Raw genomic sequence first — 24,354 nt, 5'->3', positions numbered from 1 at the left:
TTAGGGCCGTGAGCCCTGCCACCACCGCCACCGCCAAGAAGGCGGCGTCCCAGCCGACGGACCAGAAGCCGACATTGATGTTGCTCGACGGCAATTCCCTGGCATACCGGGCGTTCTACGCACTGCCCGCCGAGAACTTCAAGACCCAGGGCGGGCTCACCACCAATGCGGTGTACGGCTTCACCGCCATGTTGATCAACCTGCTGCGCGACGAGCAGCCCAGCCACATCGCCGCCGCGTTCGACGTGTCGCGGCAGACGTTTCGCGTGGACAAGTACCCCGAGTACAAGGCCGGCCGCTCGTCGACGCCCGATGAGTTCCGCGGCCAGATCGACATCACCAAGGAGGTGCTCGGCGCGCTGGGCATCACCGTGCTCGCCGAACCGGGCTTCGAGGCCGACGACATCATCGCCACACTGGCCACGCAGGCCGAGCAGGGCGGTTACCGGGTGCTGGTGGTCTCCGGAGACCGCGACTCGCTGCAGTTGGTCAGCGATGACGTCACAGTGCTGTACCCCCGCAAGGGCGTCAGCGAGCTCACCCGGTTCACCCCGGACGCGGTGCTGGACAAGTACGGCTTGACCCCGCAGCAGTACCCGGACTTCGCGGCGCTGCGCGGCGACCCCAGCGACAACCTGCCCGGCATCCCCGGCGTCGGTGAGAAGACGGCGACCAAGTGGATCGCGGAGTTCGGTTCGCTGCAGGCGTTGGTCGACAACGTCGACACCGTCAAGGGAAAGGTCGGCGACGCGTTACGGGCCAACCTGTCCAGCGTCGTGCTCAACCGGGAACTGACCGATCTGGTCAGGGACGTCCCGCTGCCGCAGACCCCCGACACCCTGCGCATGCAGCCGTGGGACCGCGACCAGATCCACCGGCTGTTCGACGACCTGGAGTTCCGCGTTCTGCGCGATCGGCTGTTCGACACCCTGGCCTCGGCCGATCCCGAGGTCGACCAGGGCTTCGACGTGCGCGGCGGGGCGCTGGAAGCGGGCGAGCTGGCCGCGTGGCTGGCCGAGCACAGCTCGGGCAAGCGGTTCGGCATGGCGGTCGTCGGCACGCACCTGGCCTACGACGCGGACGCGACCGCGCTCGCGATCGTCGCCGCCGACGGCGACGGGCGCTACATCGACACCGCCGCGCTGACCGACGACGACGAGGCCGCCCTCGCGTCGTGGCTGGCCGACCCTGGACCGCCCAAAGCGCTGCACGAGGCCAAACTGGCGATGCACGACCTCGAAGGCAGAGGCTGGAAGCTCGCCGGCGTCACGTCGGACACCGCGCTCGCCGCGTACCTGGTCCGGCCAGGCCAGCGAAGCTTCGCGCTCGACGACCTCTCGTTGCGTTACCTCAAGCGCGAGCTACGCGCCGAAAACCCAGAGCAACAACAACTTTCGCTGCTCGACGACAATGACGGCGTCGATGACCAGGCCGTGCAGACCGTGATCCTGCGGGCCAGCGCGGTGATGGACCTTGCCGACGCGCTCGACGAGGAACTCGCCCGCATCGACTCGCTGGCTCTGCTCAGCAACATGGAGTTGCCCGTGCAGCGGGTGCTGGCCGAGATGGAGACCGCGGGCATCGCGGTGGACCTCGAGCAACTGGGGCAGCTGCAGAGCGAGTTCGCCGACCACATCCGCGACGCGGCCGAGGCTGCCTACGCGGTGATCGGCAAGCAGATCAACCTCGGCTCGCCGAAACAGCTGCAAGTGGTGCTGTTCGACGAACTCGAGATGCCCAAGACCAAGCGCACCAAGACCGGGTACACCACCGACGCGGACGCGCTGCAATCCCTGTTCGACAAGACCGGCCACCCGTTCCTGCAACATTTGCTGACCCACCGCGATGCGACCCGGCTGAAGGTCACCGTCGACGGGCTGCTCAATTCGGTGGCCTCCGACGGCCGCATTCACACCACCTTCAACCAGACCATCGCGGCGACCGGGCGGTTGTCGTCGACCGAGCCGAATCTGCAGAACATCCCGATCCGCACCGACGCCGGCCGCCGAATCCGCGACGCCTTCGTGGTGGGCAAGGGTTATGCGGAGCTGATGACCGCGGACTACAGCCAGATCGAGATGCGCATCATGGCCCACCTGTCCAAGGACGAGGGCCTCATCGAAGCTTTCAACACCGGCGAGGACCTCCACTCCTTCGTCGCATCACGGGCGTTCTCGGTGCCGATCGACGAGGTCAACGCCGAACTCCGGCGCCGAGTCAAGGCGATGTCGTACGGGCTGGCCTACGGGCTGAGCGCCTACGGGCTGGCCGCCCAGCTCAAGATCTCCACCGAAGAAGCCAAGGTCCAGATGGAGCAGTACTTCGACCGCTTCGGCGGGGTGCGCGACTACCTGCGCAACGTGGTGGACCAGGCGCGCAAGGACGGCTACACGTCGACGGTGTTCGGCAGGCGGCGTTATCTGCCGGAATTGGACAGCAGCAACCGCAACGTGCGCGAGGCCGCCGAGCGTGCCGCGCTCAACGCGCCGATCCAGGGCAGCGCCGCCGACATCATCAAGGTGGCGATGATCAACGTCGACACGGCGCTCAAAGAAGCGGGGCTGAAGTCGCGGATGCTGCTGCAGGTGCACGATGAGCTGCTGTTCGAGGTCGCCGACGGGGAGCGCGAGGCGGTCGAGGCGCTGGTCCGCGAGCAGATGGGCAACGCCTACCCGCTGGACGTGCCGCTGGAGGTCAGCGTCGGTTACGGGCGCAGCTGGGACGCCGCAGCCCACTAGCGAGCCGGTCGTCGGGTACGGTCCGACACGGGCGCGTGTGATGGACAGCAAGACCACAGACGACGAAATCCGGTTCCTGGCCCGACTGGGTGCGGCCATGGCCGCGGCGAATTACCCGGTGACCTTGATCCGGCAGATGCTGGGCCGCGCCTCCGCCGCTTACGGCGTTCCCAACGAAGTGATCGTGCTACCCAACACCGTGCAGGTCGTCGGCCCGGCGACCGGCTCGGGAACGATCGTGAAGTCGGCCCATCTGGATCGCGATGTGCGTTTCGACCAAGCTTTCCCGTTGGCGCGCTTGGTTTCCGACGCCATGCGCGGCGCGATCGATCCCGCGGGGGGAGACACCGAACTCGACCGCATCCTGGCCTTGCGGCCCCGGTTCCGGCCGTGGTTGACCGTACTGGGATATGGAGTGTGGAGCGCCGGTCTGGGTCTGGTGCTCGAGCCCACGCCGCTGAACCTGCTCGGCGCCACCGCGCTCGGTCTGATGGTCGGGATTTTCGCCATGGTGGGGCAGCGCTTCGGTGTGCTCGCCCAGCTTCTGCCGGTTGTCAGCGCTTTCTCCGTGGCCGCGGTGAGTATCGCCGTCGCCGAGTACCTCGGGCTCGACCACATCGGGCTGCGCGCACTGATCCCCCCGCTGGCGATGTTCCTGCCCGGCGCCGCGATCACTCTGGCGGTCATCGAGGTCACCGCCCGAGACGCGGTGTCGGGTTCCAGTCGGCTGGTGGCCGGGTTCGCGCAATTGGCCCAGTTGGCGTTCGGAATCCTCATCGCCGCCCAGCTGCTCGGCGAGGACGTATCGCATCTGAGCGCCGAGCCGTTGAACAAACTGGGGCCGTGGGCCCCCTGGCTGGGGGTCGCGGTCTACGCCGTCGGCGTCATGCTGTTTCTCGGGCCGCCGACGTCGTTTCTGCCGTGGCTGCTGGTGGTCTCCTACGCCGCCTTCACTGCTCAGTACGTCGGCGATTTGGTGCTGGGCAGCTACGCGAGCGGCTTTTGTGGCGGCGTGGTGCTGACCGTGGGTGCACTGCTGTTGAGCCGACGCCGAGGAGCGCCGCCGGCGCTCACCCTGATTCTGCCCGGCTTCTGGCTCCTGGTCCCAGGCTCGATGGGTTTGATCGGAATCGCCGAATTGTTCGGCGCCGACGGTGACTCCGCGCTGGGCGTCACATTCATCTCGATGATCTCGGTCGCGCTCGGCCTGCAGGCGGGCCTGGTGTTGTGGCAAGCGTTCCGGCGCCCCGGCGGCTGGCTGCTGCGCAGGCGGTGAGCCGGTCAGCGCCCGCCGCGATAGCCGGCCATCGCCTGCAGCACCGGCGCAGCCGCGCGGGCGGCGTAGAGCGCGTAGGTCTCCTCGACCAGCATCGCCTGCACGCGCGGATCGCTGAACCCGCGATCGATGCGGTCTCGCACGAACGCCAACTCGACGACCTGGCCGGCGAACCGTTTGACCGCGTTGCGGGCGGGGCGCCCTCCCTGGCGCGCGGCCTGGGCGAGCGCCAGCTTGCGGTGCCGTAGCGAGCCCAGCCAGGCGGCCTCGGCGGGTGTGACGAGACCGGCCTGCACCATGCCGGGCAGCTTGCTGGCGACGATCGCCTGCTCGCGACGGCGACTCTGCACGCCCAGGACGATCGCCAGCGCGAACAGCGGCATCATCCAGTACAAATACACCCCGAGATACCACTCGACGCCCAGCAGCGACGAACCGTTCCACAGTGCGTGGGTGAAGACCGCCGCCAGGTAGCCCAGCAGAACGGCGCCGGCCTTGGCGGATACGTCGCGGCGGTGCAGAGCGAAGTAGACGCCGATCCCGAAGAACGTGGTGAACAGCGAATGCGCGAACGGTGCCATGACCAGTCGTAGCGCGGCTGTCAGCAGCGAGTCTCCGAGTGATTCTCCGCTGGCGATGTAGAGGATGTCCTCCAGCCAGGCGAATCCCGCGCCGACCAACCCCGCGTAGACCAGGCAGTCGGTCAGGGAGTTCAGCTCGCGCCGACGCCGGCCGGTCATCATGACCAGCAGGAACGCGCCTTTTGCCGCTTCCTCGATGACCGGGGCGATGACCACCACCGAGACCGCGCTGACCCCGTCGGAGTCACCCGTCACGATCAACGACTCGAGGTAGAGGCCGAGAATCACCGACAACACCACCGCGACCGAGGCGCCCCACAGGAACGCGAAGGCCAACAGACGCGGCGGTTCGGGCTCGAAGCGGTCGAGCCACACGTATGCCAGGACCACGACCACCATGGCCAGGCTCGACAGCACCAGCCCGATCCCGGCCCCGACAGGGTTCAGCGCCGTCAGCCCGATGATGATGAGCCCGACCACGGTGGCGAGCAGGATGAGCACCGCCAGCGGCGCCCCGACCTTGCGGACCTTGCGTTGAAACGGCGGGGCAGGCAGCCAGGGGTGATGCGGGGCGCCGGGATGTGACACCAGAGCAGACTAGCGGCCGGTGGGGACCGAGTTTGTCCAGCATGTGCCCAGTCGAGTAGCCTCTACGGGTACCTGTCTGTGGTTTTCGTCATCTTCCGCGGCGGGTGCAGAGCACGATGTCGGCGCCCGCGCCGAGCCAATAACTCGAATGTCCTAAGTCCCTACGATCAAACCTGTCCGGAGCAACCCACCACATGCCAAGTCCCTCCGTCACCTCGCCGCAAGTAGCCGTCAACGACATCGGCTCGAGCGAGGACTTTCTCGCCGCCATCGACAAGACCATCAAGTACTTCAACGATGGCGACATCGTCGAGGGAACCATCGTCAAGGTCGACCGGGACGAAGTCCTGCTCGACATCGGTTACAAGACCGAAGGCGTCATCCCGTCCCGAGAACTTTCCATCAAGCACGACGTCGACCCCAACGAGGTCGTTTCCGTGGGCGATGAGGTCGAAGCCCTGGTCCTCACCAAGGAGGACAAAGAAGGCCGTCTGATCCTGTCCAAGAAGCGCGCTCAGTACGAGCGGGCCTGGGGCACCATCGAAGAGCTCAAGGAGAAGGACGAGGCCGTCAAGGGCACCGTCATCGAGGTCGTCAAGGGCGGCCTGATCCTCGACATCGGCCTGCGCGGCTTCCTGCCCGCGTCGCTGGTCGAGATGCGTCGCGTCCGCGATCTGCAGCCGTACATCGGCAAGGAGATCGAGGCCAAGATCATCGAGCTCGACAAGAACCGCAACAACGTCGTGCTGAGCCGCCGCGCATGGCTGGAGCAGACCCAGTCCGAGGTCCGCAGCGAGTTCCTCAACCAGCTGCAGAAGGGCGCGATCCGCAAGGGCGTCGTCAGCAGCATCGTCAACTTCGGTGCGTTCGTCGACCTCGGCGGCGTCGACGGCCTGGTGCACGTTTCCGAGCTGTCCTGGAAGCACATCGACCACCCGTCCGAGGTGGTTCAGGTGGGCGACGAGGTCACCGTCGAGGTGCTCGACGTCGACATGGACCGCGAGCGGGTTTCGTTGTCGCTCAAGGCGACTCAGGAAGACCCGTGGCGCCACTTCGCCCGCACCCATGCGATCGGCCAGATCGTGCCGGGCAAGGTCACCAAGCTGGTGCCATTCGGTGCGTTCGTCCGCGTCGAGGAGGGCATCGAGGGCCTGGTGCACATCTCCGAGCTGTCTGAGCGCCACGTCGAGGTCCCGGATCAGGTGGTGCAGGTCGGCGACGACGCGATGGTCAAGGTCATCGACATCGACCTGGAGCGACGCCGTATCTCGCTGAGCCTCAAGCAGGCCAACGAGGACTACACCGAGGAGTTCGACCCCAGCAAGTACGGCATGGCCGACAGCTACGACGAGCAGGGCAACTACATCTTCCCGGAGGGCTTCGACTCCGAGACCAACGAATGGCTCGAGGGTTTCGAGAAGCAGCGTGAGGAGTGGGAGTCCCGCTACGCCGAGGCCGAGCGCCGGCACAAGATGCACACCGCGCAGATGGAGAAGTTCGCCGCTGCTGAAGCAGAAGCTGTTGAGGCGTCCGGTTCCAGGTCCAACGGCGCCTCGCGCGGCGAGGAGCAGTCGGCAGGCGGCTCGCTGGCCAGCGACGCCCAACTCGCGGCGCTGCGTGAGAAGCTCGCAGGCAACGCCTAACTCGTAACGACTGAAGGCCCCGGCTCACCGAGCCGGGGCCTTCGTCGTCGAGCGGCCCTGACAGACTGGTGCGGTGCTGCGCATTGGGCTGTCCGGCGGTATCGGCGCCGGAAAATCGACGGTGTCTTCGACTTTTAGCGATCTGGGCGGAATCGTCGTCGACGGTGACGTGATCGCCCGCGAGGTCGTCGAACCGGGGACGGAAGGGTTGGCCAAGCTCGTCGACGCGTTCGGCAGGGAGATCCTGCACGAGGACGGCGCCTTGAACCGTCCCGCGCTGGCAGCGATCGCGTTCAGCGACGAACAGAAGCGTCAAACCCTCAACGGGATCGTGCATCCGCTGGTGGCCCACCGCCGGTCCGAGCTCATCGCGGCCGCGGCCGACGACGCCGTGATCATCGAGGACATCCCGCTGCTCGTCGAATCCGGTATGGCTCCGATGTTTCCATTGGTGGTCATCGTCCACGCCGACGAAGAGGTGCGAGTGAAGCGCCTGCTCGAGTACCGCGGCTTCACCGAAGAGGACGCCCGGGCGCGGATCGCCGCGCAGGCCACCGAGGAGCAGCGCCGCGCCGTCGCCGACGTCTGGCTCGACAACTCGGGCACCGCGGGTGAACTGGTCGAGCAGGCCCGCGCGCTGTGGCACGAGCGGATCCTGCCGTTCGCCCACAACCTGCATGAAAAGCAGCCGGCACACTCCAAGCCCGTCCTGGTGCCATTCGACCCGACGTGGCCCGATCAGGCGCGGCGCATCGTGGCTCGGCTCAACACCGCATGCGGGCACCGCGCCGTCCGCGTCGACCACGTCGGCTCCACGGCGGTGCCGGGGATGGACGCCAAGGACGTGATCGACGTCCAGGTGACGGTCGCCTCGCTCGCGGATGCCGACGAACTGGACGACGCGCTGACCGGCGCGGGTTACGTGCGCGGACAGGCCACCGCCGACGTCGCCAAGCCGGATGCCCGCAGCACGGTCGCCGAGTTCGATCATTCGAACGATGATGCGTTGTGGCACAAGCGCATTCACTGCTCAGCCGATCCGGGGCGGCCGACCAACGTTCACATCCGCGTCGACGGATGGCCGGGCCAGCAGTTCGCGTTGCTGTTCGTGGACTGGATGCGTGCCAATCCCGGCGTCCAGGCCGACTACGTCGCGTTGAAGCGGCGCGTCGCCGAGGAGGGGCATGTACACACGGGCGCCTATGCCGACGCGAAGGAGCCCTGGTTCCTCGATGCCTACCGGCGTGCGTGGGAGTGGGCCGACACCACCGGGTGGCGGCCGTGAGGCGTTAAGCCTCGGGAGGCAACGGTGTGCTGACGTCGGGTGTCGGTGCGGTGGCGGCCCCGTCGGTCGGCAGGTTCAGCGGGGCACCGCATTGCAGCACCCCGTACATCGGGTCGTCCTTGGGCCGCAGCAGGCGCGGCGCGATGAACTGGTCGGCCTTGGCCACGATCTGGTCGTCGACGAGGATCTCGCAGTGCAGGTTGGAGCCGTAGGGCCATTCGATGGAGATCTCCATGCCGGCCAGTTGGGGGTCGGCCAGCACCGCGTTCACCTCGAACGTCTGACCGGGTAGCAGCGTGGGCTGCGCGCTGTTGACGTTGTGGTCGTCCATCTTGTACGCGACGACCGCGCCGCGGGAGGTACCGTCCGCACGCGCTCGGTAGATGACGTTGTGCAGAACTTCGGGCGCCGGCTGCGCCTCGGTCTCGGCGCTCGGTTGGGCCGCGGCGCCACCCGGGAACAGAACCGAGCCCACGAGCATCGCCGCGGCCGTCGCGCCAGCGGTCCGGATGCGTGTTGTGGGGGACATGCGACGAGAGAATACCGGCCGTACCTGGGCAGACAAATTCGTAGCGGTAGCCATCGACATCAAGATCGGTAACTGCAGGTGGTTCGTTACCCGAAGCCATTCCGCGTCGCGCACGTCGACGCGGCGGATGCGACGCCCCGGCAGCTCAGGCGCCAGCCAGCTCCCTGCGGAAGCCCTCGACGTCGGGTGGTTCGGGCATGACTACTCGTCGCGCCAGGTGAGCGGCATGCCCAGACCGCCAAGCCACCGGTTGAGGTCGTAGTCGTGCCTGGCCAGCCCGTCGATCGCGGCCGCCGCGGTCTGGACCGCCTGTTCTACGGTCTCGGGCGCCAGCAGGTTGTGCCGGACCGCGGTGAGCAGTTCGTCGACGTCGTGGAGTTCGACGCCCCGGCCGGTGCGAACCGCCAGGTCGAGGTAGTGGTCTTCGGCGTGCCAGACCTTCGAGCCCGGTGTGTAGTGGCCCACATCCAGGTAGTAGTCCTGGTCGAGCTCGTGACCTGCGTTGAAGTGGAACACCGTCGCGCGCAGCCGCAGCGAAGGCAGCAGCCAGGACTCCAGATAGTGGAACTGCGCCCGGCCCGGGGTCGGACGGGCCATGTAGAGGCCCCAAGGCTGGACCGTGTAGATGTCGACCGCCCGCACGATGCCCTTCGGGTCGGTGTTGGTGCGGGCGACGAGGTCGAACGTCTCGTGTTTGGGAGCGTGGATGACAACAGGATAGGCCGCAGCGGGAATGAACTTGTCGGAGTACGCGCTTACCCTGAGTGATTATGGCTTTCGCTACTGAACACCCCGTGCTCGCGCACTCCGAGTACCGCCCCGTCGATGCGATCGTGCGCACGGGCAACCGCTTCGAGGTGGTCAGCCCCTATTCGCCGGCGGGCGACCAGCCGGCCGCCATCGACGAGCTGGAGCGCCGGATCAAGGCGGGCGAGCACGATGTGGTGCTGCTGGGCGCAACGGGCACCGGTAAGTCGGCGACGACGGCGTGGCTCATCGAGCGGGTCCAGCGGCCGACGCTGGTGATGGAACCGAACAAGACGCTTGCCGCGCAGATGGCGAACGAACTGCGGGAGATGTTGCCGCACAACGCCGTCGAGTACTTCGTCTCGTACTACGACTACTACCAGCCCGAGGCGTACATCGCCCAGACGGACACCTACATCGAGAAGGACAGCTCGATCAACGACGACGTCGAGCGGCTGCGCCACTCGGCGACCTCGAGCCTGCTGTCCCGCCGCGACGTGGTCGTGGTCGCCTCGGTGTCCTGCATCTACGGCCTGGGCACACCGCAGTCCTACCTGGACCGCAGCGTCGAACTCAAGATCGGTGACGAGGTGCCGCGCGACGCGCTGCTACGGCTGCTCGTCGACGTGCAGTACACCCGCAACGACATGGCGTTCACCCGCGGCTCGTTCCGCGTGCGCGGAGACACCGTCGAGATCATCCCGTCCTACGAGGAGTTGGCGGTCCGCATCGAGTTCTTCGGCGACGAGATCGAAGAGCTGTACTACCTGCACCCGTTGACAGGAGACGTCGTCCGCAAGGTCGACTCGCTGCGGATCTTCCCGGCCACCCACTACGTCGCGGGCCCGGAGCGCATGGCGCACGCGATCTCGACCATCGAACAGGAACTCGAGGAGCGGCTGGCCGAGCTCGAGGGCCAGGGCAAGCTGCTGGAGGCGCAGCGGCTGCGGATGCGCACCAACTACGACATCGAGATGATGCGCCAGGTCGGCTTCTGCTCGGGTATCGAGAACTACTCGCGTCACATCGACGCCAGGCCCGCCGGTTCCGCGCCCGCCACGCTGCTGGACTACTTCCCCGAAGACTTCATGCTGGTCATCGACGAGTCACACGTGACGGTGCCGCAGATCGGCGGCATGTACGAAGGCGACATGTCGCGTAAGCGAAACCTGGTCGACTTCGGCTTCCGGTTGCCCTCGGCCGTCGACAACCGCCCGCTCACCTGGGAGGAGTTCGCCGACCGCATCGGGCAGACCGTGTACCTGTCGGCGACGCCGGGACCGTACGAGCTCAGCCAGTCCGGCGGTGAGTTCGTCGAACAGGTCATCCGTCCGACGGGTTTGGTGGATCCCAAGGTGGTCGTGAAGCCGACGAAGGGGCAGATCGATGACCTGATCGGGGAGATCCGCACGCGCACCGAGCGCGACGAGCGGGTGCTCGTGACCACGCTGACCAAGAAGATGGCCGAGGACCTGACCGACTACCTGCTCGAGATGGGGATCAGGGTTCGCTACCTGCACTCCGAGGTGGACACGCTGCGTCGCGTCGAATTGCTGCGCCAACTGCGCCTCGGCGACTACGACGTGCTGGTCGGCATCAACCTGCTGCGCGAGGGTCTCGACCTGCCGGAGGTGTCGCTGGTCGCGATCCTCGACGCGGACAAGGAGGGGTTCCTGCGGTCGACCCGCAGCCTGATCCAGACCATCGGCCGCGCCGCCCGCAACGTGTCGGGCGAGGTGCACATGTACGCCGACAACATCACCGATTCGATGCGGGAAGCCATCGACGAGACCGAGCGCCGGCGTGCCAAGCAGATCGCCTACAACGAGGCCCACGGCATCGATCCGAAACCGTTGCGCAAAAAGATCGCCGACATTCTCGACCAGGTGTACCGCGAAGCCGACGACGTCGAAGTGGGCGGTTCGGGACGGAACGCGTCGCGCGGCCGCAGGGCGCAGGGCGAGCCCGGGCGGGCGGTCAGCGCAGGCATCATCGAGGGCCGTGACACCTCGAACATGCCGCGAGCCGAGTTGGCCGATCTGATCAGGGACCTGACCGAACAGATGATGGCCGCAGCGCGGGATCTGCAGTTCGAGTTGGCCGCGCGCATCCGCGACGAGATCCACGACCTGAAGAAGGAACTGCGCGGCATGGACGCCGCGGGTTTGAAGTAGGACGGACCCCGTCGGGACCTTCGGCCCTAGTCCCGGCCGGTCGCCTCGCGTACAAACGAAAGTATGAGTGACAGAACCGATATCGAATCGCCAGTCCACGTCGACGTGACGACGCGCGGTGATCTTCCCGGCGCGGCCGACTACGCGCGGAGCAAGATCGACGACGTCAGCCGGTTCGCGCACCGACCGTTGACACATGCCCACGTGAAGCTGACGCGCCATGGCGACCCGGAACTGGAACGTCCGGTCATCGCGCAAGCCAATCTCGACGTCGACGGCCGACTGGTCCGCGCTCAGGCTTCGGGCGACACCGCGCGCGATGCGATCGACCGCCTCGGGGAGCGCCTTCGAAGCCAGCTCCGGCGTGCCGCCGAGCACTGGCAGGCTCGCCGCGACGGCCGAACGGTGCGAGCTCCGCAGGACACCGACGAATCCGCGCAGCAACCCAACCGCCTTGCCCTTCCGCCCGAGGAGCGCCAAATTGTGCGGCGCAAGTCGTTCACCCTGGCGCCGTGCACGGTGGACGAGGCGGCGATGGAGATGAACCTGCTCGACTACGACTTCCACCTGTTCACCGAGGAGCGCACTCAGATGGCGAGCGTCCTCTACAGGAGCGGTCCGTCCGAATACCGGCTGGCGCAGGTGCAACCGGCTTCGGAAGACGAACTGGCACCGTTTGAACTGCCGCTGACGATCAGCCCCCACCCGCCGCCATGCCACACCGTCGAGCAGGCCGCCGAGCGGATGGGCATGCTCGGGCTGCCGTTCATGTTCTTCATCCACGCGGCGCAAGGTCGTGCAGCCGTGCTTTACCACCGCTACGACGGCCACTACGGGCTCATCACTCCTGCCGACTGAGGTCGCCGCTTGACCTGAACGACGGTTGAGCTCGTAGCGTGTCCGGCGTGACCGACACCGCGCCGACGACCCCTGCGGGACGCTGGCGCGACCTGTTGGGGCCGAAGTACCTCGGCGCCAGCACCGTCCTGGCCGGCGGCGTCGCGCTGTATGCCACCAACGAGTTCCTCACCATCAGCCTGATGCCCAGCGCGGTGGCCGACATCGGCGGTTACCGGCTGTACGCATGGGTGACGACGGTGTATCTGGTCGCTTCGGTGGTCGCGGCGACCACGGTGCACTCGACGTTGATGCGTTTCGGGCCGCGGGTGTCGTATCTGGGGGCGCTCAGCGTATTCGGTCTGGGCAGCCTGGCCTGCGCCGCGGCGCCCACGATGGAAGCCCTGCTCGTGGGGCGCACGGTGCAGGGGCTGGCGGGCGGGCTGCTGGCCGGGTTGGGCTATGCGGTGATCAATACGGCGTTGCCCGAGTGGTTGTGGACCAAGGCGTCGGCGTTGGTGTCGGCGATGTGGGGCGTCGGGACGCTGCTGGGTCCCGCCGCCGGGGGTCTGTTCTCCCAGTATGGTTCGTGGCGTTGGGCTTTCGGTGCGCTGGCGATTCTGACCGTGGCCATCGGTGTATTGGTCCCGCTGGCGTTGCCCAGACGCACGGGCGCCGACGTCGATGCGCCGCGGACACCGATTCCCGTGTGGTCGTTGATGTTGTTGGGTGGTGCGGCGTTGGCCGTCAGCGCGGCCGGTATCCCGCGCGATGTGTGGCTCACGGTCGCGTTGCTGGGCTTGGGCGCCGTCATGGTGGCGGTGTTCTTGTTCGTCGATCGGCGCCAACCCGCAGCGGTGTTGCCGCCCAGCGCTTTCGGGCGCGGGCCGCTGAAGTGGATTTATCTGACCCTCGCTGTGTTGATGGCCGCAACGATGGCGGACATGTACATCCCGCTGTTCGGTCAGCGACTGGCCGATCTCACACCGGTCTCGGCGGGTTTTCTCGGGGCGGGCCTGGCGCTCGGTTGGACGGTCGGTGAGATCGGCAGTGCCTCGATGAGCGACCGGCGCGCGATCAAGCGCACGGTCGCCATCGCGCCGGCGGTGATGGCCACCGGTCTCGCCCTCACGGCGGTGGCCATGCGCGACGACGCATCGCCCGCCGCGGTAGCGGTATGGGCGGTCGCGCTGATCGTGGCGGGCACCGGGATCGGGATTGCGTGGCCGCATCTGTCGGCATGGGCGATGAGCCGGGTGGACGACCCGTCGGAGGGGCCCACCGCGGCCGCGGCGATCAACACCGTTCAGCTGATTTCCGGCGCCTTCGGCGCGGGGCTGGCCGGAGTGCTGGTGAACATGACCGACAACGGCGATGCGACGCCGGCGCGGTGGCTACTCGCCGCATTCGCCGGGCTTGCCGCGCTGGGCTTGATCGCGTCGACGCGAAGCGGCCGGCCGCGCTGTGGTGAGCCGCTTTAGCCGAGGACGCCAAAGCTCACCAGACCGCCTCCGGCTGGCAAACTGACGTCTCCCAACCGAACTGTGCGACAGCCTAATTCAGCGCACTCTGGACGGCTTTGCGCCGGGCTTTGCTGTTGCGAAGTGAGCCACGCCGGGCGCAGGCGGGATCGTCGAACGAGGATCGCGCGTATAGGATCGACGCGGGTGGGAACCGATAATTCATTGCAGTAGTGAGGGATTGGTCGTGAGCGTAAAGAAGGTCGGAGTGCAAGCGGGACTTGTCGGTGCACTGGCGTTCACTGCCTTGGGCGTCGGAGCGGGTGTCGCCAACGCCGAGGTAGCGGTGACCAGCACACCAGGCGTGACCTGGAAGCTCGACAAGTGGGATGACTGGGACGACTGGGACAAGCGTCGTGGTCCGCGCTGGGACGGCCCGGCCTACTACGGTCCGCATTACGGCGGTCCCTGCGCCTGGGTGCCTCCCGCCGTCTCGATGTGGGTGCCGCCGGCCGCCTGCTAGCGGAATTGCCGCCAACGGCGCCGAACGTGAGCTTGTTGTCGAACTGAGCTCGAATCTTCGGTCACAACCTCACGTTGGGCGCGATAAGAGTCAGCCGCGTGCACGCAGGCCGTCGGCGAACCGCAGATCGGACACCAGCGCGTCGAAGGCTTTCTCCCGATCCTGCGGTGGCCCGCGCAGCACGGATGACGGATGCACGGTCACGGCGACTTCGGGTGCGACGTCGAGCTCCTCGATCGCCGGGAGTTCCAGCGCCTGGCCGCGGTGTGCGGTCAGCCGAAACTTGCTGCCCAGCAGCGACTGTGCGGCGGTCGCACCCATCAGCACGAGCACCTCGGGTCTGACGGCATCCAGCTCGGCCAGCAGCCACGGTCGGCATGCCACGACTTCCGTGCGGCCCGGGGTCTTGTGGATCCGCCGCTTGCCGCGTTCGGGCAGTGTGAACTTGAAGTGCTTGACCGCATTGGTCACGTACACCCGTTCACGGTCGATACCGGCCTGCACCAGCGCCTTGTCCAGCAGCTTGCCCGCCGGGCCGACGAACGGCTGTCCGGCCTTGTCCTCCTGATCGCCGGGCTGCTCGCCGACCAGCATCATGTCCGCGCTGGAGGAACCGCCGCCGAACACGACCTGCGTTGCGTCGAGGTACAGATCGCATCCCTTGCAACCGTGCGCGGCGTCGGCGAGCGCATCGAGCTCGCGGGTCTCGGGTACGAACTCCGCCGCGGTGTGGGCTGGCCTTGCGGGCATGGGGAACGGTTACCCGGTTATACAGCCGCCACTCGCGCTACCGGGTCGACTTGACCACCTGCGCGAAGCTGAACTGCCAGCGCTCGACGATCCGAAAGCCCATCGCCTGCGGCACCCGGTACGCAGGCGCTCGGCGCAGACGCGGTCCCGGGTCTAGCGCGCGCCCGCTCTCCCGATCCGGGACGGTGGCATCGCGTTGTGACACCGTCCACAACACGGTGCAGGGCCGAAGCCGGTCGGCCACACCCCAGATCCCAAGATGGAAGTCCCACAAGCGGTTTCGATCCGCTGCGCGGCGACCGCGGCCGGGGTCGACGAGGGCCGCGTACGCCTCGGGGCGCGCTGCCGTCAACGGGCGAATCGGGCCGGGCGCCCAGTTGGTGGTGTTGTCGAGGACCAGGCAGTCGCCGGGGGAGGCGTTCGCCGTCAAGACGTCGGCCACCTGGCTGAAGTCCATGCCCTCCTTGGCGTAAGGACCTCGTTGTGCGAGCAGATAGTTCGGGGTCGCCGCCACCGCCAGCACCGTCAGCACCACCGCGACGGCCTCACGCGTTCTGGCGACCGCGGTGATGCCGACCGCCAACAGCAGCGCCATCGCCGGCGAGGTGTAGCTCAGATAGCGCGGGTAGTACACGGGCTCCCACCACACGGAGTACATCAGCAGCACTGCCGTCGGAAGCACGATCCACGCAGCGCTGATCCCCACCAGCGACCGGACGCCGCGATCCGTCGGCCGGAACCGTCGCATCGCGAGCAGCGCCAGCACCAGCCCGGCCGTGACCGCGAACGCCACGCTGTGGTCGAAGTACTGCTCCTGCAGCACTTCTGCGACCGTGTGCCAGCCCGGCGGCGAGATCCACCGCACCTGGGCGACCTGCGTCCTGCTGAACGCCAGAAACGGGGCCAGGACCGCGATGGCCACCGCGGCCGTCACGATCCACCGGCGCGCGACCGCTCGCGGTGCCGCCACCGCGGCCAGCGTCACGGCGTGCACGAGCACCATCAGCACGACGAAGATGTTCAGCAGCGACGACCCGACCAGCGCCAGCCCGTAGCAGACCCACAGCCATCCGGCGTTGCGGCGGACCGCGAGCAGCAACAACACCGTCAGCCAGACCGCCGCGGCCACGGTCAGCGCATAGGACCTCGCCTCGATACCCGCCCACGTGACGCGCGGCAGGATCGCCAACACGATGCCCGCACATACGGCCGTCGTCCGCGAGGCGAAGCGGCGCGCCAGGACGACGAGGCCGCCGCTCGCCAGCCCGACCGCGAGGCAGCTCGACAGCCTGGAGTAGAACTCGGTGACCGGAAACACCGCGAACCACCCGTGCATCAGCAGGTAGTACAGGCCGTGCACCGCGTCGATGTTGTGCAGCAGGCCCCAGAGTTGGGGGATCGACCGCGTCGACGCCGAGATCGTGGCCGCCTCGTCAAACCACAGCGACGGCCGAGCCGCACCCGCCGCCGACACCGCGACCGCGAACAGTGCCGTCAGCGCGGCGTCGAACCGGCCGGCGCGAAGGGATCCCGACGGGTCGAGACGCGCGAGGCGGTGCGGTCCCAGCGACAGATCCACGCCCTGTTACCCACCCTTCCCGCGAACGGCAAAACGCTAGCGTGCGCGCTCGCGCAGCGCTCGCCGAAGCGGTATGAAAGTCACGACGACCGAGGTACCGACGCCGCCGGCGATCGCTTCGCGCGGCCGGGTGTAGGCGGCGTCACCTGGGCCGGTCCAGCGTGACGTTGGGTGCGAAGTAGGACGAAATCGCAGGCAAATGCCACCTGAGCGGCTACTGTTCCGGGTGGCAACGAACTGAAACTGGGAGGATATGGATGAGCGCCTATCAGACCGTCTTGGTTGGCACGGACGGATCGGACTCGTCGTTGCGCGCGGTCGAGAAAGCGGGTCAGATCGCCGGTGACGCCAAGCTGGTCATCGCCACGGCGTACTTCCCCCAGAACGAAGATCAGCGCGCGGCCGACGTGCTCAAGGACGAGGGCTACAAGATGTCCGGCAACGCGCCGATCTACGCGATCCTGCGCGAGGCGAAGGAACGCGCCCACCAGGCCGGTGCCACGAACGTCGAGGAGAAGGCCATCGTCGGCGCCCCCGTCGACGCGCTGGTCGAACTCGCCGAGGAGGTCAAGGCAGATCTGCTGGTCGTCGGTAACGTCGGCCTGTCCACGATCGCCGGCCGGTTGCTCGGTTCCGTTCCCGCCAACGTCGCACGCCGCTCCAAGAGCGATGTGCTGATTGTGCACACCACGCCGTAACCACCACCAGCGCCGCCACGATCGTCCAGTCGCCCCACCGCTGGTAAAGGGTCGTCCGCGCGTCCAGCGGAACGCCAACGACAGTGACCTCCCGCTCGGCGGCCGGCATCCATGCCAGCCGGCGGCCGCGGGCATCGAACGCCGAACTGACCCCCGACAACGCGGCGTGGACCGCGGGACGGCCCGTTTCGACCGCATGTACGGCGGGCATCGCCGCCAACTGCGGTTGCGCCCAACTGCCTTGGTATGACGACGTCGAACTCTGGTAGACGAGGAGCTCCGCTCCCCGTCGGACCGCTGCCCGCGCGAGGTCGGAGAACATCGTCTCGAAGCTGATCAGCGGTCCGATCGCGACGACGTCGGTGTCCAGGACGACGGGTCCTTCCCCGCGGCTGCGATCCTCGCCCGCGGCCTGGGTGTCCGACGTGGCCCAGCCGATCAGGGGTCGCAGCGGCACGTATTCGCCGAAGGGGACCAGGCGCGTCTTCGCGTAGGAGCCCTGCACACCGCCCGGTCCGACCAGCACCGACGACTTGTAGATGCCGCCCGATGCCGCCCGGGCGTCGACGTTGACCAGCAGGTCCGCACCGACGCGCCGCGAAAGGGCGGCGAGCCGCGCGGTGACTTCCGGGTGGGCCGCCAGGTCCACGCCCACGCTGCTCTCACCCCATACGACCAGGTCGAGTGGTTGCCCGGCCAGCTCCGAGGTCAGGGCCTCGCTCGCGGCCTGTCGCGCCGTAGATTCGGCGACGTCACCCGGTTGGACGAGCGCGACGCGGACCGTCGGGCCGGACGTGGGTGTCGGCCCCCACCAGAACCAGGCCGGACCGACCGCCAGAAGAACCACCGCAAGCACCGCCGGCGCCGCCGAACGCCGCACCAGGGCCGCGACAACCGCGGTGTTGACCGCCACCACCAGGAAGCTGACGAGCCACACGCCGCCCAGCGTGGCGGGCGCCAGTGTGGCGGGTTGATTCCACTGCGATGCGCCAAGGGCGGCCCATGGCCCGCCGAGCCGGTCCCACGATCGGACCGCTTCCGCGAGCACCCACAGGCTGGGCAATACCGCTACGGCGCTGACGGCCCGAACGGCATTGACGTCGCCGGAGAGCAGGCGGTGCGCCGCCCACCCGAAGGGCAGCCACAGCGCACCGAGTCCGGCGGCGAGCACGAGCAGCGGGGGACCGGTGCTCGGCCACAGCCAGTATTGGGTGGCGCCGACGAACGCCGCCATCGCCAACCAGGCTCGCGCGGCGGACTGTCCAGCCGTCGGCGCCGCTCGGAGCACGAGCAGCAGCGGGACCAGCCCGATCCAGGCCAGCCACCATAGGGCAGGCGCCGGGAACGCGAGCGCGGGGAACGCGCCGGCGAGGACCGCCGACGCGTAGCCCCGCAGCGAGATCAGGTGCTCGACGCTTTAGCGATGCTCGCGATCGCCTGGTCGAGCGTGGAGTTGAACTCTTCGTCGCTCTGCTGGGCGGTCAGGCCCTCGGTCAGCGCGCGCGAGAAGCTCGCGATGACACCGATGTTGCGCGACAGCTTCTCGTTCGCCTCGTCGCGGCTGTAGCCGCCGGACAGCGCCACGACCCGCAGCACGTTCGGATGCTCGACCAGATCCTTGTACAGGTCGTCGGTGTCGGGCAGCGTGAGCTTGAGCATGACCTTCTTGTCGCCGAGCTTGCCAACGCCGTCGAGCAGCGCGGCCTTGAGCTGCTCCTCGGCCTCCGCCTTCTTCGCGCTCTTGATGTCGACCTCGGGCTCGATGATCGGCACCAGGCCCTTGGCGAGTACCTGCTCGGCGACCTCGAACTGCTGGGCGACGACCGCGTCCAGACCGGAGCCGGGCAGTTTGATGACCGAACGCTCCTTGGTCCCGAAGACCCCGTTCGCCGCGGCGCGGTCGAGCAGTTCGTCGAGGCCGGGCATCGGCTTCATCGTCTGCGCGCCGTCCTGCTCATCGTTGAGACCCTTGTCGATCTTGAGGAACGGAACGATGTTCTTGACGTTCCACAGGTAGTCGGCGGTCGGACGGCCCTCGATCTCGCGGTCCATCGTCTGCTCGAACAGGATGGTGCCCATGATGCGGTCGCCGTCGAAGGCGGGGCTGGTGATGATCCGGGTGCGCATCTCGTGCACGAGGTCGAACATCTGGTCGTCGCCGGAGTAGGCGTCCTCGGCGATCCCGTAGAGCTTCAGCGCCTTGGGGGTGCTGCCGCCGCTCTGGTCGAGTGCCGCGATGAACCCGGCGCCGCTCTGCGCCTTCTTCAACTGATCGGTGTTCATGTCTGCCCTTTCTTCGTCACCAGGCAATCTATCGAAGTTCACACGGCCGAGCGTCAGATGGCCGCTCAATAACGCCGGGGGCCGCACGCCCGGGTCACCGCAGGACGCGATCGAATTGGCGGATCGGATGGATTCCGTGCAGGTCCCGGTACGACGGCGGCCTGCGGCCTCCGGCGTCGTCGATGCCGTACTGCGCGGCCAACTCCGCGCCGATGAAGGTCTGGCCGCTCTTGTCCATCAACTGGGGGTCGTTGTACAGGGCCCAGATCAGATGCCCGGTGAACTCCGGTGTCTCGGTGTTGTCGAGCAGGTGGGCGAGTTTGTCGGGCGCGCTCGCGACCAGCTTCTTGAAGCGTTCGGTCAGCAGCACCCCCATCCAGATGGAGGCGGTGGCGATGCCGAAGTCCTTGAAGTCGACGGCCATGTCGGCGGCCATCTTGTCGGTGCCCGCTTTGTGAACGCCGTATGCCGGGCCGAACACGTAGTGGGCGGCACCGGGCGCGGAGGTGAACACCACCAGCCCGCGCCGCTGCGCGAGCATCAGCGGGGCCGCGTACACGGTCGCGACGTAGCTGCTGCGCAGGCCGACCTCGAGGGTGTCGATGCCGTTGACGGGCTCTTCCCAGAACCGGGTTCGGCCCATCATCTCCTCGCGGATGATCACCGCGTTGTTCACCAGGATGTCCAGCCGGCCCTGGTCCCGTCCGACCCGCTCGAACAGGGCCCTCGTCTGCTCGTCGTCGGCATGGTCGACGCGGACGGCGATTCCGGTGCCGCCTGCGGCCGTGACGAGTTTGGCGGTCTCGTGGATCGTGCCGTCGAGCACGGACTCGCCTGCGCGCTCGGTGCGCCCGGTGACATACACCGTGCAGCCCTGGCTGCCCAGCGCGTGCGCGATCCCGCGTCCGGCGCCGCGGCTGGCACCTGTGACGACCGCGATCGGCGCGTCTACCAACCGCGTTCTTTCCACTCGGCCAGATGCGGCCGTTCCGTGCCGAGCGTGGTGTCGTCGCCGTGGCCCGGGTAGACAACCGTCGAGTCGTCGTAAACGTCGAACACGCGGCGGGTGACGTCGCCGAGCAACTGGTCGAAAGCCCCGTCCTCCCACGTCTTGCCGACACCGCCGGGAAACAGGCAGTCGCCGGTGAACAGGTGGGTGGCCTCGTCGGCGCCGTCGAGCGCGAGCGCCACCGAACCGGGGGTGTGGCCCTGCAGGTGGATGACGTCGAAGGACAGCTCGCCGATGTCGACGGTGTCGCCGTGGGCGAGGAGCCGATCGGGCCGGACCGGCAGCGGGTCGGCGTCGAGTTGGTGCGCCGCCGTCGGCACCCCGGTGACCTTGGCCACTTCTTCCAGCGCCTGCCAGTGGTCGAAGTGCTGGTGGCTCGTCACAATCAGCGACAGTTTCGGGGCGTGCTTCTCGATCACTTCAAGCAGTGTCGGCGCATCGTTGGCGGCGTCGATCAGAAGCGTTTCGCCTGTTCGGGAACACGTGATCAGGTAGGCGTTGTTGTCCATCGGGCCGACCGAGACCTTGACGATCGAGGCGTTCGGAAGCGTGCGCCGGGCCCCTGTGCCTGGTTCGACGTGGCCGGTGTAGTTGTCGTCGACGACGGTCATGTCCTCACGGTATCCGGCTGGTCTGGGGCTTGTCGGTGGGTCCACATAGAGTGGTTTTGAACTATCTCTGCGGGAGGAAAAACCGGGTGGCTGACCGCCTTGTCGTCAAGGGTGCGCGCGAGCACAACCTGCGAAGTGTCGATCTTGATTTACCACGTGACGCGCTGATCGTCTTCACCGGCCTCTCGGGTTCGGGGAAGTCGTCACTGGCCTTCGACACGATCTTCGCCGAGGGCCAGCGCCGTTACGTCGAGTCGCTGTCGGCCTACGCCCGCCAGTTCCTCGGTCAGATGGACAAACCCGACGTCGACTTCATCGAGGGGTTGTCGCCTGCGGTGTCCATCGACCAGAAGTCGACCAACCGCAACCCGCGGTCGACGGTCGGCACCATCACCGAGGTCTACGACTACCTGCGGCTGTTGTACGCCCGCGCGGGCACCCCGCACTGCCCCATCTGCGGTGAGCGCATCGCCCGCCAGACGCCGCAGCAGATCGTCGACCAGGTCTTGGCGATGGACGAGGGCCTGCGTTTCCAGGTGCTCGCTCCGGTGGTGCGCACCCGCAAGGGCGAGTTCGTCGACCTGTTCGACAAGCTGAACACGCAGGGCTACAGCCGCGTGCGCGTCGACGGTGTGGTGTATCCGCTCACCGATCCGCCGAAGCTGAAGAAGCAGGAGAAACACGACATCGAGGTGGTCGTCGACCGCCTGACGGTGAAGGCGAGCGCCAAGCAGCGGCTGACGGACTCGATCGAGACGGCGCTGAATCTGGCCGACGGCATCGTCGTGCTGGAGTTCGTCGACCGCGAGGACGACCATCCGCACCGCGAACAGCGGTTCTCCGAGAAGCTGGCCTGCCCCAACGGACATCCGCTGGCCGTCGACGATCTCGAGCCGCGCTCGTTTTCGTTCAACTCGCCCTACGGCGCCTGCCCCGAATGTCTTGGCCTGGGCATCCGCAAGGAGGTCGATCCGGAACTGGTGGTGCCGGACCCGGACCTGACCCTGGCCGAGGGGGCGATCGCGCCCTGGTCGATGGGGCAGACCGCGGAGTACTTCACCCGGATGCTGGCGGGGCTCGGTGACGCGCTCGGGTTCGATGTCAACACGCCGTGGAGGAAGCTGCCCGCCAAGGCGCGCCGGGCGATCCTCGAGGGCTGCGACGAGCAGGTGCACGTGCGGTACAAGAACCGTTACGGCCGAACCCGTTCGTACTACGCCGATTTCGAGGGCGTGATGGCGTTCCTGCAGCGCAGGATGGAGCAGACGGACTCCGAGCAGATGAAGGAGCGTTACGAAGGCTTTATGCGCGATGTGCCCTGCCCGGAGTGTGAGGGCACGCGGCTCAAGCCCGAAATCCTCGCGGTGACCCTGACCGCAGGGGAGTTCGGGCCGAAGTCCATCGCCGAGGTCGCCGAGCTGTCGATCGCCGAATGCTCGGAGTTTCTCAACGCGTTGACGCTGGGCGCACGCGAGCAGGCCATCGCGGGTCAGGTGCTCAAGGAGATCCAGTCACGGTTGGGCTTCCTGCTCGACGTCGGACTGGACTACCTGTCGCTCTCGCGGGCCGCCGCCACGCTGTCCGGCGGTGAGGCGCAACGCATCCGGCTCGCCACCCAGATCGGGTCGGGCCTCGTCGGGGTGCTCTACGTGCTCGACGAACCGTCGATCGGGCTGCATCAGCGGGACAACCGCCGGCTGATCGACACGCTCGTCCGGCTGCGGGATTTGGGAAACACGCTGATTGTCGTCGAGCACGATCTTGACACGATCGCCCACGCCGACTGGGTCGTCGACATCGGTCCCGCGGCGGGGGAGCACGGCGGTCAGATCGTGCACAGCGGGCCCTACGACGAGCTGCTGAAGAACCCGGAATCGCTTACCGGCGCCTATCTTTCGGGCAAGGAAGAGATCGAGGTGCCGGCGATCCGGCGGCCGGTCGACAAGAAGCGGTTGCTGACGGTCGTCGGCGCCCGCGAGCACAACCTGCGCGAGATCGACGTGTCCTTTCCCCTCGGCGTGCTGACGGCGGTCACCGGTGTTTCGGGCTCGGGTAAGTCGACGTTGGTCAACGACATCCTGGCATCAGTGCTGGCGAACAAGCTCAACGGTGCCCGGCAGGTGCCGGGCCGCCACACCCGGGTCACGGGTTTGGACAAGCTGGACAAACTCGTTCGGGTTGACCAGTCCCCGATCGGGCGCACACCGCGGTCCAACCCCGCCACCTACACCGGCGTCTTCGACAAGATCCGCACGCTGTTCGCGGCCACCACCGAGGCCAAGGTGCGCGGGTATCAACCGGGGCGGTTCTCCTTCAACGTCAAGGGCGGTCGCTGCGAGGCGTGTTCCGGCGACGGCACCATCAAGATCGAGATGAACTTCCTTCCCGACGTGTACGTGCCGTGCGAGGTGTGCCACGGCGCCCGGTACAACCGCGAGACGCTTGAGGTGCACTACAAGGGCAAGACCGTCGCCGAGGTCCTCGACATGTCGATCGAGGAGGCGTCCGAGTTCTTCGCCCCGATCACCTCGATACACCGGTACCTCAAGACGCTCGTCGACGTCGGTCTGGGCTACGTGCGGCTGGGCCAACCGGCCCCGACGCTGTCCGGTGGTGAGGCCCAGCGCGTGAAGCTGGCCTCCGAGCTGCAGAAGCGGTCGACCGGGCGCACGGTGTACATCCTCGACGAGCCGACCACCGGTCTGCACTTCGAGGACATCCGCAAGCTGCTCAAGGTCATCAACGGACTTGTCGACAAAGGCAATACGGTCATCGTCATCGAGCACAACCTCGACGTGATCAAGACGTCGGACTGGATCGTCGACATGGGGCCCGAGGGCGGAGCGGGCGGCGGCACCCTGGTCGCGTCCGGGACACCCGAGGACGTCGCCGCCAATCCCGACAGCTACACCGGCCACTTCCTCGCCGAGTGTCTGGGCGTCGAACGGCCGAAACCCAAGGCGCGCAACGCCAAACGCAGCAAGGTCAGCGCCTGACCACCCGTCGAAACTGAGCTTGTGTTCGAGAATTCAGCGAAATCTCG

Annotated in this window: 18 protein-coding genes and 1 pseudogene; 10 read left to right on the top strand and 9 right to left on the bottom strand. The window is 67.3% G+C overall.

Going from position 1 to position 24,354, the window contains the following annotated elements; translation table 11 throughout:
- The first annotated feature begins 77 nt into the window (after positions 1-77).
- The gene (polA, locus tag A5790_RS24335) at positions 78-2,738 is read left to right on the top strand and encodes a DNA polymerase I (RefSeq protein ID WP_197696885.1); all 2,661 of its coding nucleotides are present in this window, start codon (positions 78-80) and stop codon (positions 2,736-2,738) included.
- Between the two features lie 40 nt (positions 2,739-2,778).
- Positions 2,779-4,014 carry a threonine/serine exporter ThrE family protein gene (locus tag A5790_RS24330; protein WP_066850198.1) on the top strand — a complete coding sequence of 412 codons (1,236 nt, stop codon included), beginning with the start codon at positions 2,779-2,781 and terminating at the stop codon, positions 4,012-4,014.
- A gap of 5 nt (positions 4,015-4,019) precedes the next feature.
- Here the strand turns inward: A5790_RS24330 and A5790_RS24325 are convergent, their stop codons facing one another.
- Positions 4,020-5,186, bottom strand: coding sequence for a PrsW family intramembrane metalloprotease (locus A5790_RS24325; protein ID WP_304441303.1), 1,167 nt, complete (start codon positions 5,184-5,186; stop codon positions 4,020-4,022).
- 191 nt (positions 5,187-5,377) lie between these two features.
- Between A5790_RS24325 and rpsA the strand changes: the two genes are divergently transcribed.
- Positions 5,378-6,826, top strand: coding sequence for a 30S ribosomal protein S1 (gene rpsA / locus A5790_RS24320; protein WP_066850194.1), 1,449 nt, complete (start codon positions 5,378-5,380; stop codon positions 6,824-6,826).
- Between the two features lie 73 nt (positions 6,827-6,899).
- The gene (coaE, locus tag A5790_RS24315; protein ID WP_066850192.1) at positions 6,900-8,111 is read left to right on the top strand and encodes a dephospho-CoA kinase; all 1,212 of its coding nucleotides are present in this window, start codon (positions 6,900-6,902) and stop codon (positions 8,109-8,111) included.
- Between the two features lie 4 nt (positions 8,112-8,115).
- Here the strand turns inward: coaE and A5790_RS24310 are convergent, their stop codons facing one another.
- Both A5790_RS24310 and A5790_RS24305 read right to left on the bottom strand, forming a co-directional pair.
- On the bottom strand, positions 8,116-8,640 hold the full coding sequence (locus A5790_RS24310; RefSeq protein WP_066850189.1) for a hypothetical protein: 525 nt from the start codon (positions 8,638-8,640) through the stop codon (positions 8,116-8,118).
- 201 nt (positions 8,641-8,841) lie between these two features.
- Complete coding sequence (locus A5790_RS24305) at positions 8,842-9,348, bottom strand: DUF402 domain-containing protein (RefSeq protein WP_082961872.1); 507 nt, start codon at positions 9,346-9,348, stop codon at positions 8,842-8,844.
- Between the two features lie 62 nt (positions 9,349-9,410).
- Here A5790_RS24305 and uvrB point away from each other — a divergent pair, with 62 nt between their 5' ends.
- The 4 genes from uvrB (at position 9,411) to A5790_RS24285 (ending at position 14,381) form a co-directional block, all read left to right on the top strand.
- Positions 9,411-11,561 carry an excinuclease ABC subunit UvrB gene (uvrB, locus tag A5790_RS24300; protein ID WP_066850183.1) on the top strand — a complete coding sequence of 717 codons (2,151 nt, stop codon included), beginning with the start codon at positions 9,411-9,413 and terminating at the stop codon, positions 11,559-11,561.
- Positions 11,562-11,624: 63 nt separating this feature from the next.
- Positions 11,625-12,419 (top strand): HPF/RaiA family ribosome-associated protein, encoded by a 795-nt coding sequence (locus A5790_RS24295; protein WP_066850179.1) that lies wholly within the window; start codon positions 11,625-11,627, stop codon positions 12,417-12,419.
- A gap of 47 nt (positions 12,420-12,466) precedes the next feature.
- Positions 12,467-13,879: an MFS transporter gene (locus A5790_RS24290; RefSeq protein ID WP_066850454.1), complete on the top strand. Its 1,413-nt coding sequence runs from the start codon at positions 12,467-12,469 to the stop codon at positions 13,877-13,879.
- A gap of 226 nt (positions 13,880-14,105) precedes the next feature.
- A complete protein-coding gene (locus A5790_RS24285; RefSeq protein WP_066850175.1) occupies positions 14,106-14,381 on the top strand; it encodes a hypothetical protein in 276 nt (91 codons plus the stop codon).
- A gap of 90 nt (positions 14,382-14,471) precedes the next feature.
- Here A5790_RS24285 and A5790_RS24280 read toward each other — a convergent pair whose 3' ends face one another.
- A complete protein-coding gene (locus tag A5790_RS24280) occupies positions 14,472-15,131 on the bottom strand; it encodes a UdgX family uracil-DNA binding protein (protein ID WP_066850173.1) in 660 nt (219 codons plus the stop codon).
- 37 nt (positions 15,132-15,168) lie between these two features.
- Positions 15,169-16,710, bottom strand: a complete 1,542-nt coding sequence (locus tag A5790_RS24275) for a glycosyltransferase family 39 protein (RefSeq protein ID WP_066850170.1) — start codon at positions 16,708-16,710, stop codon at positions 15,169-15,171.
- Positions 16,711-16,967: 257 nt separating this feature from the next.
- Between A5790_RS24275 and A5790_RS26340 the strand changes: the two genes are divergently transcribed.
- A complete protein-coding gene (locus A5790_RS26340) occupies positions 16,968-17,408 on the top strand; it encodes a universal stress protein (protein ID WP_064395689.1) in 441 nt (146 codons plus the stop codon).
- Here the strand turns inward: A5790_RS26340 and lnt are convergent.
- The 4 genes and pseudogenes from lnt to A5790_RS24250 form a co-directional block, all read right to left on the bottom strand.
- Positions 17,362-18,813, bottom strand: a pseudogene (gene lnt, locus A5790_RS24265) (apolipoprotein N-acyltransferase); the annotation flags it as partial. The gene A5790_RS26340 and the pseudogene lnt overlap by 47 nt on opposite strands.
- Entirely contained in the window at positions 18,810-19,691 is an 882-nt protein-coding gene (locus A5790_RS24260; RefSeq protein ID WP_066850167.1) for a fructose bisphosphate aldolase, read from the bottom strand. The pseudogene lnt and the gene A5790_RS24260, both read right to left, overlap by 4 nt.
- A 94-nt stretch (positions 19,692-19,785) precedes the next feature.
- Positions 19,786-20,646, bottom strand: coding sequence for an SDR family NAD(P)-dependent oxidoreductase (locus A5790_RS24255; protein WP_156656501.1), 861 nt, complete (start codon positions 20,644-20,646; stop codon positions 19,786-19,788).
- Positions 20,640-21,311 carry an MBL fold metallo-hydrolase gene (locus A5790_RS24250; RefSeq protein ID WP_066850165.1) on the bottom strand — a complete coding sequence of 224 codons (672 nt, stop codon included), beginning with the start codon at positions 21,309-21,311 and terminating at the stop codon, positions 20,640-20,642. The genes A5790_RS24255 and A5790_RS24250 overlap by 7 nt, the downstream gene beginning before the upstream one ends.
- 86 nt (positions 21,312-21,397) lie before the next feature.
- Here A5790_RS24250 and uvrA point away from each other — a divergent pair, with 86 nt between their 5' ends.
- Entirely contained in the window at positions 21,398-24,307 is a 2,910-nt protein-coding gene (gene uvrA / locus A5790_RS24245; RefSeq protein WP_066850162.1) for an excinuclease ABC subunit UvrA, read from the top strand.
- Positions 24,308-24,354 lie beyond the last annotated feature (47 nt).

The organism is Mycobacterium sp. 852002-51152_SCH6134967 (assembly GCF_001667105.1).
GTDB classification, from domain to species: domain Bacteria; phylum Actinomycetota; class Actinomycetes; order Mycobacteriales; family Mycobacteriaceae; genus Mycobacterium; species Mycobacterium neumannii_A.
Note: the sequence above shows the minus strand (reverse complement) of the source record. Positions and strands in the feature narration are given on the sequence as shown.